The organism is Arthrobacter sp. StoSoilB5 (assembly GCF_019977235.1).
In the GTDB taxonomy this organism is placed as follows: domain Bacteria; phylum Actinomycetota; class Actinomycetes; order Actinomycetales; family Micrococcaceae; genus Arthrobacter.
This window is the reverse complement of sequence record NZ_AP024646.1, coordinates 4431085-4445340: the sequence shown is the minus strand read 5'-3', so window position 1 is coordinate 4445340 and position 14256 is coordinate 4431085. Positions and strand designations below refer to the sequence as shown.

The following is a 14256-nucleotide window of genomic DNA, read 5'->3' as shown; positions in this document are numbered from 1 at the left end:
AGCATTTACCTCATGACAACTTCGGCAGTACAAACCCCGCGCGGACCGGTAACACGCAAGGACGTGGCCCGGTACGCCGGGGTGAGTACCGCCGTCGTGAGTTACGTAGTGAACGGGGGGCCCAAGAACGTGGCCCCGACGACGGAAGCCAAAGTGCGCGACGCCATCCGTATCCTGGGCTACCGTCCCAACGCTGCGGCCCGGGCGCTGAAGCTCGGTTCAAGCGAAACCGTCGGCGTGATTGTTCCGGACAATACCAATCCCTTCTTCTCGCAGCTCGCCCACGCTGTTGAAGATGCTGCGGCAGAACTTGGGTACGGCATGGTTCTCACCAACTCAGGCGGCAGCCTGGCCAAGGAGCGGCAGAATATCCGCAACCTGGCCGCACGGCAAGTGGACGGAGTGTTCCTGGCAAGCTGCGTGTTCGATCCCGATCTGACAGACCTTGAAGCCTCGGAAATCCCGTCCGTGTTGCTGAACAATGCCGGTTCGCCCCCGGGATTTACCAGCGTTGGCGTGGACCTTGAAGCAGGCGCGCGCGCAGCTGTCGAGCACCTCATAGGCCATGGCCACACAAACATTGGACTGGCCATCGGAACAAACACAGGCAACCAACTCGACGGACGTGAAGTGGGCTGGCTTAGAACTTTGCGTGACGCAGGACTGCCGGATGGCCCCATGCTCCACGGCGAATTCAGCCGGCCGGGCGGCTACGAGGTAGGCAAGCGTTTCCTCGCCATGGCCAATCGGCCCACTGCGATCTTTGCCAGCAACGACATGCAGGCTATCGGAATCCTCCGCGCCCTCCACGAGGCGGGCGTTCGGGTGCCTGATGACATGGCCTTGGTGTCCTTCGACGGTTCCCTTGATTCCGAATACAGTTGGCCGGCGTTGACCACCGTGGCGCAACCCGTGGAGGCCATGGCTGAAGCCGCCGTTCGGGCGCTGGTGGGGGATGGCCGGGGCGAGGCACTGCAGCACAGCATCCTGCCCACCGAGTTGATCGTGCGCCAGTCCTGCGGCTGCAAGTAGGCTTCCAAAGTTCTCTCACATCCTGCCGGGCTGGCGCGGATGTTCTCTCACATCCTGCCGGGTTGGCGCGGATGTTCTCTCACATCCTGCCGGGTTGGGCTTGGATGTGAGAGCGCATCGCCTGAAATGCGTCCGGATGTGAGAGCGCATCGCCTGAAAGGCGTCCGGATGTGAGAGCGCATCGCCTGAAAGGCGTCCGGATGTGAGAGAGCATCGCCTGAAAGGCGTCCGGATGTGAGAGCGCATCGCCTGAAAGGCGTCCGGATGTGAGAGAGCGACCGGGGGCTATGAGTCCATGTTGGCGTAGCGTTCGGGACGGGCAAGTACTTGGCTGATCTGGGCGGTGCCAGCGGCGATGGCCAGCCGGACCAGCAGAAATCCGGCCGCAAAAACTCCCCCGACGGTCAGGAAAACCACGGGCTTGGTCAAGAAGGCAGGGCCCGCCAACGGCAAAACCAGGACACCTGCAGCGGCTGAGGAGATTCCGGCCACCAGGAACAGCGGTGACATCACAGCCTTGACGCGCGCAGCCACCATGACTTTCGGCGGCATCCCCACACGGTCCAGTGCCACAATGCTCGCGGCACGATCGAGCACGGCCGCGGCCTGGTTCACGCCGGCGGAACACGCCACCATCAAGAACGAGCCCAACAGGGTGATCATCACCCCAGTGTTGATATCGCGGACGAGCAGCGTGGTTTCATCCGACGGGCTCCCGCCCATCGTGTCAGCCACGGCCATGCCGACGCCCACGAGCACTCCCACGAAACTGGTCATCGCGACGCCCCCAACCTGTCGCCACGATTCCTTGGGACTCTCCAGCACGGTCCGTGCTGCCAGCAGTTGTTCGGGCCGCTTGGCCCGCTTGAGCTGCGCGGACGCCCGCAACCGCAGGATCCAAGGACCCATGAGGTTCAGCGCCAGCAGTGCCAGGCCAAAGCAGCCACCCATGACGGCGATGATCACAATGAATGCGCCAAAGCTGCTGAGCATGCCCATGGCCACTACTCCGAAAACCACCACCACAGCCGCGATGAGCCCACGGACCCAGTGCGCGCCGTCGGCCGTTTGCCTGGTCCGGACGCCAAGCGGCGTTACCACCACCTTGCGCAAGCCAAGCGCCGCGCTCGTTGCGGCAAGCAGGCAGACCGCCAGGATGCAGGCCAGGATGGACGGCACTGACAACCACGCGTGACTGCCGATCGCTTGGCCACGGAACTGGAGCAGCCCGAGGAACGGTGCCGCGCAGGTGTACAGCCCCGCGCCCGCCACAGCGCCGACAGCAGCCAGGACGGTCGATTCAATAACGGTCATCCAGACGACCGTTGCGCTATTGGCGCCCAGCAGGCGGAGGGACGCTAAACGGTCATCACGACGCCGGGCGGCAAGTCGCGCCGCTGACGCGCCGAGCGTCAGCAACGGAATGACGAGCAGGACCACGGCGACGACGGCCAAGGCTTGGTAGGTGCCGGCGATATCGTCGGACCAGGACCAGAAAACCTGTGAACCGCCCGCCACGGTGAGCAGCAGCGCGGTGACCGTCCCAAACGCGAGGATCGGCAACCCTGCGTCGCGCAGTCTGGGTTGGTGCAGGCCGGCTTCGCGGATGCTGTTGCTTCGGGCCAGATAGGGCGTGAGTCGCAGGGCCATGCTGAGGCTAGACATTGAAGGCTCCCTTGAAACTGGTGGTCGCGGGAGCCGCCTGGACAGGAGCGGCAACCGCGCTGCCGCTGTCCGCCACGATCCTTCCGTCGCGCAACTCCACTACGCGTTGGCAGCGTGCGGCCACGTTGGGATCGTGCGTCACAACCAGCAGGGTCCGCCCATTGGCTGCAACCGAGCCCAGCAGCACGTCCAGGACTTCGTTGGACGTTGCCGAATCCAGGGCGCCCGTGGGTTCATCCGCAAACACAACCCGGGCACCAGTGACTTGGGCACGGGCGATGGCGACGCGTTGGACTTGCCCGCCGGAGAGCTCGCCCAGCCGGCGCTGTTCCATTCCTGCCAGTCCAAGGGCACCGAGCCACTCTGCGGCGCGGGTTTCGGCCGTAGTGCGGTCGGTGCCGTTCAGCATGAGCGCCAGGGCGACGTTCTCCACGGCAGTCAGTTCCGGCAGCAGCATGCCCTGCTGGAAGACGAAACCGAATTCCTCCCGGCGGAGGCGGGAAAGCGCCCCATCTCCGAGGGAATCCAACTGGATCGGACCGGCGGCCGAGCTCAAGGTCACAGTACCGGCGTCGGGCCTCAAAATCCCGGCGAGGCAGTGCAAAAGGGTGGTCTTACCGGAACCCGAGGGCCCGATGATGGCAATGGATTCACCCGCAATTGCGGCGAAGTCCACGTGATCGAGCGCGATGCTGCCGGGGTAGTGCTTGGTGAGTTGCCGGGCATGGAGAATGGTGTTCATGGATCCAGCTTGGCTCCCGGGCCCCTGCCAAGTCCTCAGTCCCGCGGCTGAACTCCCCGGGCAGGCCTCCACCCGCGGTATGAGAGCCTACTTGGCCTGGACGTCGGCGATTCTCAGCTTCGCAACATTCTCGGCGAGTACGCGGCGGGCATCCTCACCCAGGTTTGAATCGGTGATGAGCTCGTCGGCTTCTTCCAACTGGGCGATGGAGGCTATGCCGACTACACCCCATTTGCTGTAGTCGGCGAGAACCACAGTGCTGCGGGCCGATGCCATGAACGCCCGGTCTGTTTCGGCCTCGAGCAGGTTGGGGGTAGTGAAACCTGCCTGTGCGTCCATGCCGTGGACACCCAGGAACAGGACGTCCAGATGAAGCTGCTTGAGCGAGGACGTGGCGATCGGCCCCACCAGCGCGTCCGACGGCGTGCGCTCGCCACCAATCAGGATCACCGTGGAGCCGAACCGGGCCGGCCCTGACGATGACCCGTGATGGAAGATGTCGGCAATCCGCACCGAGTTGGTAACCACTGTGATCCGGGGACCATGGACGAGCTCCTGTGCCAGCGCCCACGTGGTGGTTCCTGCGCTGAGCCCGATCGCCATGCCTTCGTGGACAAGCGAGGCGGCCTCGACCGCAATGGCATGCTTTTCTGCGGTCAGCTGTGTGGATTTGAGTTCAAAGCCGGGCTCGTGGGTGCTGGCATCGCCGGGGAGTTTGGCCCCGCCGTGGATACGCTCCACCCGGCCGGTTTCTTCGAGGGCTTCTATATCGCGCCGGACGGTCATAGGGGAGACACCCAGCAACTGGGCGAGGTCCGATACCCGTACAACGCGCTCGCGCTGGACGGCATCGATGATGGCGGAGTGGCGTGCTGCCTGAAGCATCAAGGCCTTTCTGGAGAGCCTCATCAAACGTGGGGCTGATTCTGGCTCCAGTCTAGGGCGCGGTGCTGCTGCCGGGTGGCAAATGCAGTCGCGGCGTCGTCGCGATGCGTTTGAACGCACGACGGCGCCGCCCACCTTGGGAGGCGAGCGGCGCCGTCGTTCTTCGAGTCTGCGGGACGCTACTTGCGAAGCGATTCGGCAATCTGGGTCATAATGCCGGGGTCGGCGAGGGTGGTGGCGTCGCCGGTGTCGCGGCCTTCTGCGATGTCTTTGAGGAGACGGCGGACGATCTTGCCGGAGCGGGTCTTGGGCAGTTCCGGGACGATGAGCAGCTGCTTGGGCTTGGCGATCGGGCCGATTTCCTTGCCCACGTGGTTTCGCAGTTCCAGCACGGTTTCGTCGCCGTTGTTCACGGCGTCACCGCGGAGGATGACGAACGCGACGATCGCCTGGCCAGTGGTCTCGTCAGCAGCACCGACCACGGCCGCTTCAGCGACGGAGGGGTGCGAGACGAGGGCCGACTCGATCTCCGTGGTGGAGAGGCGGTGGCCTGAGACGTTCATGACGTCGTCCACGCGGCCCAGGAGCCAGACGTCGCCGTCTTCGTCCTTCTTGGCGCCGTCGCCGGCGAAGTACATGGCCTCGAAACGGGACCAGTAGGTGTCCTTGAACCGTTCGGGGTCGCCCCAGATGCCGCGGAGCATGGATGGCCACGGTTCACGGACCACGAGGTAGCCGCCTTCGCCGTTGGCCACGGACTGGCCGGTTTCGTCCACGACGTCCACGGCGATGCCGGGCAGAGGGACCTGCGCGGAGCCGGGCTTGGTGGCGGTGACGCCGGGCAGCGGGGCGATCATCTGGGCGCCGGTTTCGGTCTGCCACCAGGTGTCCACGATCGGTGCGGGGTTCTCTTTGCGTTCACCGTTGGCGCCGGCGTTGCCGCCGATGACTTCGCGGTACCACATCCAGGCTTCCGGGTTGATGGGTTCCCCCACAGAACCCAGGACACGGATGGAGGACAGATCGTATTTGCCCGGGATCTCCCGCCCCCATTTCATGAAGGTGCGGATCGCGGTGGGGGCGGTGTAGAGGATGGAGACTTTGTACTTTTCCACGATTTCCCACCAGCGGCCCTGGTGCGGGGAGTCCGGGGTGCCTTCGTACATGACCTGGGTGGCGCCGTTGATGAGCGGGGCGTAGGTGACGTAGGAGTGTCCGGTGACCCATCCGACGTCGGCGGTGCACCAGTACACGTCGGTTTCGGGGTGGAGGTCGAATACGGCCTTGTGCGTGTAGGCGGTCTGGGTGAGGTACCCGCCGGTGGTGTGCAGGATGCCCTTGGGCTTGCCGGTGGTGCCGGAGGTGTACAGGATGAACAGCGGGTGTTCGGAGTCATGCCCGACGGCGGTGTGCTCGGTGGAGGCTTTATCCACCGTGTCGCTCCACCAGAGGTCGCGGCCTTCTACCCAGTTGACGTCCTCGCCGTTGCGCTTGACCACCACGACGTTGTTCACAGTGTGACCCGCTTTGGACAGGGCTTCGTCCACGGCGGGCTTCAGCGCGCTGGGCTTGCCGCGGCGGTAGGTGCCATCGGCGGTGACAACGAGCTTGGCTTCGGCGTCCTCGATCCGGGAACGCAACGCGTCAGCGGAGAATCCACCGAACACGACCGAGTGCACGGCCCCGATCCTGGCGCAGGCCAGCAGCGTGATGACGGCTTCGGGAATCATGGGCAGGTACACGGCCACGCGGTCACCCTTGGCAACACCGAGCGACTCGAACGCATTGGCGGCCTTCTTGACCTCTTCGGTCAGCTCCGCGTAGGTGTAGGTGCGGGTGTCGCCGGGTTCACCTTCGAAGTAAATGGCGACGCGATCGCCCAAGCCGTTTTCCACGTGCCGGTCCAGCGCGTTGTACGCAGCGTTGACCTCACCGCCCACGAACCACTTGGCGAACGGCGGGTTGGACCAATCAAGGGCCTCGGTGAAGTCTTTGTCCCAGGTCAGCAGTTCACGGGCCCGCTTGGCCCAGAACGCGGGACGGTCCGCTTCGGCCTCTTTGTAAACATCTGCGGTGGCCACGGCATTGGCGGCGAACTCTGCCGACGGCGCGAACTTGCGGTTCTCGTGAAGAAGATTCTCGAGGGCCTCGACGTGTGGGGCGTCACCGTTGTGAGCAGTTGAAGCTGCAGCGGTGGCCGTGGATCCGGGGGTGTCCTGGGACATGGTGAACCTCATTATTCATCGATCTTTGCTGCCGCGGACGCCGCCTGCAGGATGCGCACCCCAGCCGTTAACCGGCCTTGTGCGTCCCGCGCGGAGGATCCGCAGAGTGCTGTCCGCCTTCAACCCTATCGCTTCGGGAGGTCCTACGTGTGCGTGGTCACAAAACGGTCAGCGAGCGGTACGGATTCGGCGACGAATGGCGGGTTGGACCGTCAGGAACCGTTTACATGACGGCAGCTGCCGTTGCTTGGCTGTAAGGCGGCCCGGAACTGTAAGGCACCTTGGAGTTTGCTGTGGACGGAGCAGCTTGGCCGTTTTCAGCTAGAAGACTGTCAGTGGGGTGGCATAGGCTGAATAAGTCTTGGGACGCATCTTCAGGTGTGTCCGGTTTTCCGTGGAAGCACGCGGAGAATACCGGTCCGGATTGTCCAAGGCGCCGCCGTACGAAGGAGAAATAGATGAACCAGCTGAGCCCAGGCCCGCACGACTCACATCCGACGGGACCGGACACTGCGGCTGGAAAGGCGCACGACGCCGGTGCCACCACTGCATCGAATCCCGCGTCAGGCGCGCCCACCAAATACGACGCCGTCGCCGGCCCTTTCACCATCCGGGACCTCACGGTTTTCGGTTCCGCACTCCTGATGTTCATCGCATCGCTCCTGCCAATGTTCGGTGGTCGTTTCAATCTTTGGAACGTGGGCAGCCTTTTCTTCCTGCTCCTGGGGATCATCCTGCCGTTGGTGGTGGTGGCGTTGTTCATCGCCCGTCGGTTGCAGCCGGGGACAATCGTCCGCGTTGGCTCGCTCTCGATTGACCAGTTCGCTTCAGTGACCGCTGCCTTCGCGGTGGCGCTGTTCTTCCTGACAATCGTCGATTCCTTCAACGGCAGTGTCCTGCTGGGGTTGGTAGGTTCCGTGGCCTTGCTGGCGGGCACCGTTTTGGCCCCGCACCTGCCGTGGTTGTCGGCCGATTTCAAGGGTCGCCCGGAAACTCCGGCCCACGTTGTAGCCCGCCAAGCCGCGATTCCCACCCGCAAGCCCGCTGCTCCCAAGCCTCCCAAAGAACCTAAGGCGGCCAAGCCGTCCACCGGACCCTCGACGCCGGCGTACCAGGCGCAAGGCCCCCAGGCGCCCGGCTCACAGGCGCGGGGATACCAGGCTCCGGGTGCGCAGGGGTACCAGGCGCCGGGTTATCAGGCACCGGGTGCAGGTCCTTCCAGCGCCAGCCCATATGCTCCGCCAGCCACGTCCGAGCCCGTTGCTCCGGCCCCCACTGGTGGCCCCGCCGTCGTGCACCCCGCCGTCGTGCACCCGGCTGACGGCAAGCCTGCTGCGGAACCCCAGGCTGCCGCCCCCGCACCTGCTGCCCCAGCCTCAGCCCCGGCTGCGCACGCCGAGCCTTCGCCTGCCGAGCCCGACGTTCTCGTGAGTGAACCTGGAGAAAGGCGGTCACCGGCACAGGCACCCGCCACGAGCCAGCACCCGCAGCAGCCAAGTGCCGCGCAGCCTGAAGCCCAGCAGCCCGCAGCCCAGCAGCCAAGTGCCGCGCAGCCCGCTAATGAGCGTGCATGGGCTGCCACTATGGCCACGCCCATCGTGTCTGCGGATACGCGCACGGTCAGCGACTCCATTGGCGCCACCGTTGATCCGTCCAGCCGTTCGGATGATTCCGACTCCTCGCCCGCCTACGAAGCCTTTTGGTTTGCCGTAGCCCAGCCCCGAACCGCATATGACGAACGGACGGGTGCTCCGGCCTTCACCATTGAGCCAGGAGGTTGGGTCCTCGCACTGGAGGACCGTGGCCACGAATTCCTGGTTCAGGATACCGACGGCAAGGTTGGGGTCCTGCGGGAGCTCAGCAACATCGAACGCGGCTGAGAACGACGCTGTGACCATCGCTGAAGCTGGTTCCCCGCTCGCCGTAAAACGCCGGGCACGCAGGATTAACAGGGTCCTGGCTGACAAATACCCTTATGCTCACGCCGAGCTGGATTTCCGGAACCCGTTTGAGCTTGTGGTGGCCACGGTGCTCTCAGCCCAGACCACGGATGTATTGGTCAACCAGGTCACCAAGATCCTGTTTGCCCGCTACCCTGACGCCCGTGCCTTGGCGGAAGCGGACCCTGCGGAGTTGGAATCAATCCTGCAACCCACGGGATTCTTCAGGGCAAAAGCCAGGAACATCCTGGCTCTCAGTACACGATTGGTTGACGAGTACGACGGCGAGGTTCCAGGCCGCCTCGAGGACCTTGTGACACTCCCGGGTGTCGGCCGTAAAACAGCCAACGTGGTCCTCGGGAACGCTTTTGGTGTCCCCGGAATTACCGTGGACACCCACTTCGGCAGGCTGGCTCGCCGTTTTGGGTGGACGGTATCCGACGATCCCGTCAAGATCGAGTTCGACGTCGCAGAGCTCTTCGAACCACGGGACTGGACCATGCTTTCGCACCGCGTGGTCTTTCATGGCCGCAGGATATGCCATGCTAAAAAACCCGCATGTGGCGCGTGTCCTGTCGCGAGTTTGTGTCCCAGCTATGGCGAGGGTGAGACAGACCCTGTTAAGGCCGCAAAGTTGTTGAAATACGAGCTCGCGCCGGGCAATGAGGCACTGTTGGAGAAGTTGCTCGCCGAGACGCACAGGGCTGCGGAGATCCGGATGGAATCGCAGAGGAGGCCCGGGTGACCGCGTTCGAGGACCTCGCCAAATTAGTAGCCCGTTTTGAGGCCGGCGAGCAGCAGCATTCTTCACACTGGGCGCAGTTGCCCGTCACGCCCGAAACCAACCGCGCCGCAGCCGTGCTCATGCTCTTTGGTGTGCTGGACAACGTCCCCGCCGAATCCGGACGCCCTTTTGCCCCGGCTGACCTCGATGTTCTCCTGCTTGAACGGGCTCACACCCTGGACGACCACCCCGGCCAAGTAGCTTTTCCCGGCGGCAGCGTGGATCCGGAGGACGACTCCGTGGTGTCTGCCGCCTTGCGTGAGGCAGTTGAAGAGACCGGGCTGGATGTCAGCGGTGTAAAGGTGCTGGGCGTCATCCCCGAGCTGGGGCTCATCCGCAGCAATTTTCGGGTGACACCCGTACTTGCATGGTGGGACTCGCCATCGCCAGTTCGCGTAGTCGATTACGCAGAGTCAGCCCAGGTGTTCCGGGTACCGGTCCGGGATCTCCTGGACCCCGTCAACCGGGTTACCGCCACTATTTCCCGATTCGGCCGTACGTTCTCAAGTCCAGGCTTCACCGTCAACGGACTCGTGGTCTGGGGCTTCACCGGGATGGTCCTCAGCGGGTTGTTCGATGAACTCGGCTGGACGGTCCCCTGGGACCAGGACAAGCTACACGCGATCCAGCTTTAGCAGCTCCGCCGCAGGTGCCCCTCAGGCGGCCCTGCGGTTCGCCGTCGAGCGGTCCACGATCAGCCCCGTTGCGGCGTTTTCACGCACTGCATTGATGCCATCCACCACGCCCTTGAGATGCTTGAACGTTGGTGACTCCGCTACAACCGTTCCGTCCGCCGCGGTAAGGCGGAACCGGTACGAGCCGTCGCTGTCTTTGAGAATTTCGAACCTGCCAGCCATTTTTTTGCTGTCCCCCTTGGTGCTTCCTTGCAACAGTGCGGGGCCGGTGTGCCGGGCCCACGTAGAGAACGTATCCAGAAGCCAGCGGGAAATAAAGTTACTCGGTGGTACCTGTCATGCAAGGGTCATCCACCATCACACTGCGAGATATGACTGGCTTGAGCGGAGGGTGGCAGCTAATCTGCGGCGCTTGCGGGTTCATGACCAATCGCGCCGGATGATCAACCCAGCAGCACTTGGCGAGGCTCAGGGATGGGGGAGCTAAGTAAGGCTGCCCGGAGACCCACTTCGGCCTCTGCGATCCGACGCTGTTCCATGCTTTGAAGGGCCTCAATATCCAAAAGCTCGACACCGGGCATTTCTGCAAGGTTCCTTATCCATTCCTGGCCAGTCACGCTGTCGTGCTGTTCACCGAGAAGGCGCTGCAGGACCATGGACGGTTGGATGATGGCCGTGGCACCTGCCCCCAGGACATTGGCCACCGCCTCCACAGAGTACCGCAATACCTTGATGTCCTTTCGCGCGCCATGGAGCAGTTCGTTGTCCTCCGCTTCAACGGCATGCGCGCCCGCCGTGTCCGAGCTTCCCTGCGCAGCCTTCAAACTTCCCTGCGCAGCCTCCAAGCTTTTCTGTACCGTCTCCCAGAGCGGCTGGAGGAGGTTGACCACTTCGAGAAGACTGGGACGGTTCTCATTTTCGGCTACCGCCGAGGGCTCGGTATTGGGAAGGAAGGTCTGACGGGTCGCACGGACGATGCCCTGCCATCGCCTTCCCGTCCCTACACGCGTTGCCATCCCATTACTGCTGGCCAGGAGCTGGTCAACGGCTTCTTGGATGGCGTCCGGCGACAGCCAGTGCTCTGAGGCAGCCAGCCACAACATCAAACGCTGGGACAGAACGTATGCATCACGGGCTTCGCCGAGGGATCGCGCCAGCCATCGGATATCCCGACCGGTGGCCTCCTTGAGGTCGGGTAGAACGGATTTGTAGCATGAAAGGACAGAACGGAGCCGCCGAAGTGCCAGCCGGGCGCCGTGGACGGCTTCCTGGTCAGCGGCGGCAACCAGCGGCAAGCAGCCCTCCAGCTCTGCAAGTTGGAAGGCTATGTACGATTCCAGGGAATCACGCACCTCGGAGCCCACGTGGCCAGTTTCCCCCTGACAGCCGGGGTGGACAAGCAGGTGCCTACTTCGCTTTGTCGTAAGAATCGACGACGGCGACACTCACCGGGAATTCGACCGGAATCCGGCCGAACATGAGCTCTTTCGCTGCGTTTGCGGACTCCTCGATCGCTTGGATGCAGGCATCCACGGCTTCGTTCGGGGCATGGACCATCACTTCGTCGTGGAGGAAGAAGACGAGTTCCCCTGAGGGTGAGCCTTCGGCGTGCAAGGCCCGCAGCCGTCGTCGTAATTCCGCCAACCAGCACGAGGCCCATTCCGCGGCGGAGCCCTGAACTACGAAGTTCCGCGTGAACCGGCCACGGGAGCGCGCCAGGTTGTCGGCTCGCCGCTGTTCCTCGGCAGTGGTGGACTGCTGGCTTCGCAACCAGCCGGTGGACGGTGGTGGGCTGCTTCGTCCCAAACGGGTGGTGACGGTCCGCCCGGCTTCGCCTTCCCTGGCTGCCTGCTCCACAAAGCCCACGGCACGCGGATAAGTACGTGCCAGCTGCGGCATGAGCCTGCCCGATTCACCGGTGGTTGCGCCGTAAATGGCGCCGAGCAGCGCAACCTTCGCCTTGGACCGATCCCCACCGAAGCCTTGGGCCGCGATACCGGCGTAAAGGTCCTTGTCGCGGGCGGCCTCGGCCATTTTTGCGTCCTGGGCAAGCGCTACAAGGACGCGCGGTTCCAGTTGCGAGGCATCGGCGACGATGAGCTTGTGGCCAGGGTCCGCATGGACTGCGGCACGGATATTCCTGGGAATCTGCAGCGCACCGCCACCACGGGAAGCCCACCTGCCGGACACTACGCCCCCCACCACATATTCGGGGTGGAACCGGCCATCGTGGACCCAGGCATCCAGCCAGGCCCAACCATTTGCGGTGTGCAGCCGGGACAGCTTCTTATATGCGAGCAGGGGCTGGATCGCGGGGTGTTTGGACTCTTGAAGCTCCCATTGCCGTGTGCTTTTGACCTCGATTCCGTTCCGATGCAGCGCCCGCATCAGGTCCTGGGGGGAGTCCGGGTTCAGGCCCGGTGAATTGAGGATATTCCGCAGTTCGTTGCACAGCACCTCAAGTGCCCGGGGCCTATGGCCAAGTGGCGGACGGGGCCCGAGTACGTCGGCAAGAATCTGCTCGTGCACCTCCTCCCGCCACGGGACACCGGCGTGTTGCATTTCCACCGCAACGATGGCACAGGCGGACTCGGCCGCAAGCAGCAATTGCAGGCGTTGCTTCCGTTGGTCGTCTGCGGTGACCTGGGCAATCGCGTGCTGTTGCGCTGCAAACTCATCCCGCAGTTCGGCGAGCCCTGGACTTGTGGATGTCGGCCTGAAGTCGTCGAAGAGCGCCCCTTGATCGGAGGGTGGGGGCGGGGGCTGCAGCGCGCGGGGCGGCGTCGTGTCATCGTCCTGCGTGAGCTTTTCAGCGTTCTTTGCGTAGTCTGTGTGTGCCGTGAAAGAGGAGTGCGCCAGGATAGCTCCGCAGAGAGCGAGATCGTGGCAACGCTCCAGCTTCACGCCGTGCATCAGGAGCTCCGGGTAGCAGTCCTGCGCACGATGCCACACCCAGCGGGGCCGCTGGCTTTCCAGTTCACGGACGACGCCGGGCAGCTCATCCCGGGTGACCACGCGCGCATCCGTCGTGGCCTTCCCTGTGGGAGAGACTCTTTGTATGGCTGCGCCGTCCGGATGGGCGGCGAGCAGCAAATACATGGTGTCCATTCTGCCCTGTGCGAGTGCATCAACTGTTCCTCCACACCCCCTGCTTGGGCTGGATTGTCCACATGGGTTGATTGGGAGCTTATGTCATGGCCATCTACGCCGGGAAAGTGGCTTCATGACCAAGCGACATCTTCGGCACAGACGGTCCAGCAACCAACCTATGCGGCAGGCCACGGAGGACTCATGGACGCCGCGTGAAGCTGCCGGCATCCTCCTCGTCACCGGCGACGCCTACCTTCAGGAGGAGGCGCGACGGATCGTCGCGGCAGCAGGTGGCAGCCTCCAGGTGGCCACCGACGTCGGAGAGGCACTGCACGTTTGGGATGGCGCCGACGTTGTCCTGGTAGGCAGCGACATTCGCGAGCTGCCGCCACGAAGACAGGCGCCCACGGTCTTATTGGGCAGGTCCATTGAAGGCGACGACCTTTGGCGACTGGCCGCTGCGTTGGGCGCAGAGCGCGTAGCTGTCCTTCCAGAGGCGGCGAACTGGTTGGCCGAGTACCTGAGTGTGTCCGGATCGCCGGAACCTGGCGGAATCGTCATGGGGATCGTGGGAGGCTGCGGCGGGGCCGGGGCTTCGACGGCAGCCATTTGGCTTGCCCAGGCAGCGGCGGGCCATGGCATCAGCACCATGCTGGTAGACGGCGACCCGTGGGGCGGGGGCCTGGAATTGGCAATCACTGTCCAAGAGCTGGCTGGCTTGCGCTGGCCGGATTTCGCCGAAACACGGGGAAGTATTGATCCCGTCCAATTCCGCGATTCCCTGCCTGTGGCGGGAGGCTTCGCGTTCCTTTCGTGGCCGGGTACACGGGAAGCGTTCACTGCACCGGATGCTGGTTCTGTGGCCGCTGTCATGGATTCCGCGCGACGCAGCTTCGAACTCATCGTGGTGGACATCGGACGAAGCGGGGAGGGCCTGCGGGCATTTGCCTGGGACTGCGAGAAGATCCTGTTGGTGACCCGAGCGCACCTCAAGCCAGCCGTCGCCGCGGCACGCATCCTCAACGAACTGCCACCCGTAGAGGCGGGATTGGTGCTCCGAGGCAGCGGCCCCTCGGCCGTTGACGCACAACTCATTGCCGAGTCACTTGCGCTGCCACTATTGGGGATCGTGCCGGAGATTCGCGGAGTGGCAGCAGGGACGGAACTCGGGCGGCTGCTTGAAATGGGCCGTCGCAAGTCCGTGAACCGTTTTGCCCAGGGCGTCCTTGAATTGAACGGCGCTTTTGAATGAGCAGTC

General features: G+C 63.9%; 12 protein-coding genes. 5 read left to right on the top strand and 7 right to left on the bottom strand.

The features are described from left to right. Nucleotides 1–12: 12 nt before the first annotated feature. Entirely contained in the window at nt 13–1032 is a 1020-nt protein-coding gene (locus LDN75_RS20105) for a LacI family DNA-binding transcriptional regulator (RefSeq protein ID WP_223934451.1), read from the top strand. 285 nt (nt 1033–1317) lie between these two features. Here the strand turns inward: LDN75_RS20105 and LDN75_RS20100 are convergent, their stop codons facing one another. The 4 genes from LDN75_RS20100 to acs all read right to left on the bottom strand — a co-directional run bounded on the left by LDN75_RS20100 (nt 1318) and on the right by acs (nt 6549). Further along, complete coding sequence (locus LDN75_RS20100) at nt 1318–2697, bottom strand: FtsX-like permease family protein (RefSeq protein ID WP_223934450.1); 1380 nt, start codon at nt 2695–2697, stop codon at nt 1318–1320. Next, entirely contained in the window at nt 2690–3439 is a 750-nt protein-coding gene (locus LDN75_RS20095) for an ABC transporter ATP-binding protein (protein WP_223934449.1), read from the bottom strand. The genes LDN75_RS20100 and LDN75_RS20095 overlap by 8 nt, the downstream gene beginning before the upstream one ends. Before the next feature lie 87 nt (nt 3440–3526). After that, nucleotides 3527–4324 (bottom strand): DeoR/GlpR family DNA-binding transcription regulator, encoded by a 798-nt coding sequence (locus LDN75_RS20090; protein ID WP_223934448.1) that lies wholly within the window; start codon nt 4322–4324, stop codon nt 3527–3529. Nucleotides 4325–4503: 179 nt separating this feature from the next. Further along, nucleotides 4504–6549: an acetate--CoA ligase gene (gene acs, locus LDN75_RS20085; protein WP_223934447.1), complete on the bottom strand. Its 2046-nt coding sequence runs from the start codon at nt 6547–6549 to the stop codon at nt 4504–4506. Between the two features lie 458 nt (nt 6550–7007). Between acs and LDN75_RS20080 the strand changes: the two genes are divergently transcribed. The 3 genes from LDN75_RS20080 to LDN75_RS20070 are packed head-to-tail and all read left to right on the top strand — an operon-like array spanning nt 7008 to nt 9908. After that, nucleotides 7008–8429 carry a hypothetical protein gene (locus LDN75_RS20080; protein WP_223934446.1) on the top strand — a complete coding sequence of 474 codons (1422 nt, stop codon included), beginning with the start codon at nt 7008–7010 and terminating at the stop codon, nt 8427–8429. 10 nt (nt 8430–8439) lie between these two features. Next, nucleotides 8440–9234 (top strand): endonuclease III, encoded by a 795-nt coding sequence (gene nth / locus LDN75_RS20075; RefSeq protein WP_223934445.1) that lies wholly within the window; start codon nt 8440–8442, stop codon nt 9232–9234. Then, nucleotides 9231–9908, top strand: a complete 678-nt coding sequence (locus tag LDN75_RS20070; RefSeq protein WP_223934444.1) for a CoA pyrophosphatase — start codon at nt 9231–9233, stop codon at nt 9906–9908. Before nth ends, LDN75_RS20070 begins: the two co-directional genes overlap by 4 nt. Nucleotides 9909–9929: 21 nt before the next feature. Here the strand turns inward: LDN75_RS20070 and LDN75_RS20065 are convergent, their stop codons facing one another. The 3 genes from LDN75_RS20065 to LDN75_RS20055 form a co-directional block, all read right to left on the bottom strand. Next, nucleotides 9930–10130: a DUF1508 domain-containing protein gene (locus LDN75_RS20065; RefSeq protein WP_223934443.1), complete on the bottom strand. Its 201-nt coding sequence runs from the start codon at nt 10128–10130 to the stop codon at nt 9930–9932. 221 nt (nt 10131–10351) lie between these two features. Beyond that, on the bottom strand, nt 10352–11260 hold the full coding sequence (locus tag LDN75_RS20060) for a CHAD domain-containing protein (protein WP_223934442.1): 909 nt from the start codon (nt 11258–11260) through the stop codon (nt 10352–10354). Between the two features lie 55 nt (nt 11261–11315). After that, nucleotides 11316–13007, bottom strand: coding sequence for a bifunctional 3'-5' exonuclease/DNA polymerase (locus tag LDN75_RS20055; RefSeq protein WP_223937649.1), 1692 nt, complete (start codon nt 13005–13007; stop codon nt 11316–11318). A gap of 124 nt (nt 13008–13131) precedes the next feature. On the opposite strand from LDN75_RS20055, the gene ssd reads away from it, so the two are divergent. Further along, on the top strand, nt 13132–14250 hold the full coding sequence (gene ssd, locus LDN75_RS20050; protein WP_223934441.1) for a septum site-determining protein Ssd: 1119 nt from the start codon (nt 13132–13134) through the stop codon (nt 14248–14250). Nucleotides 14251–14256 lie beyond the last annotated feature (6 nt).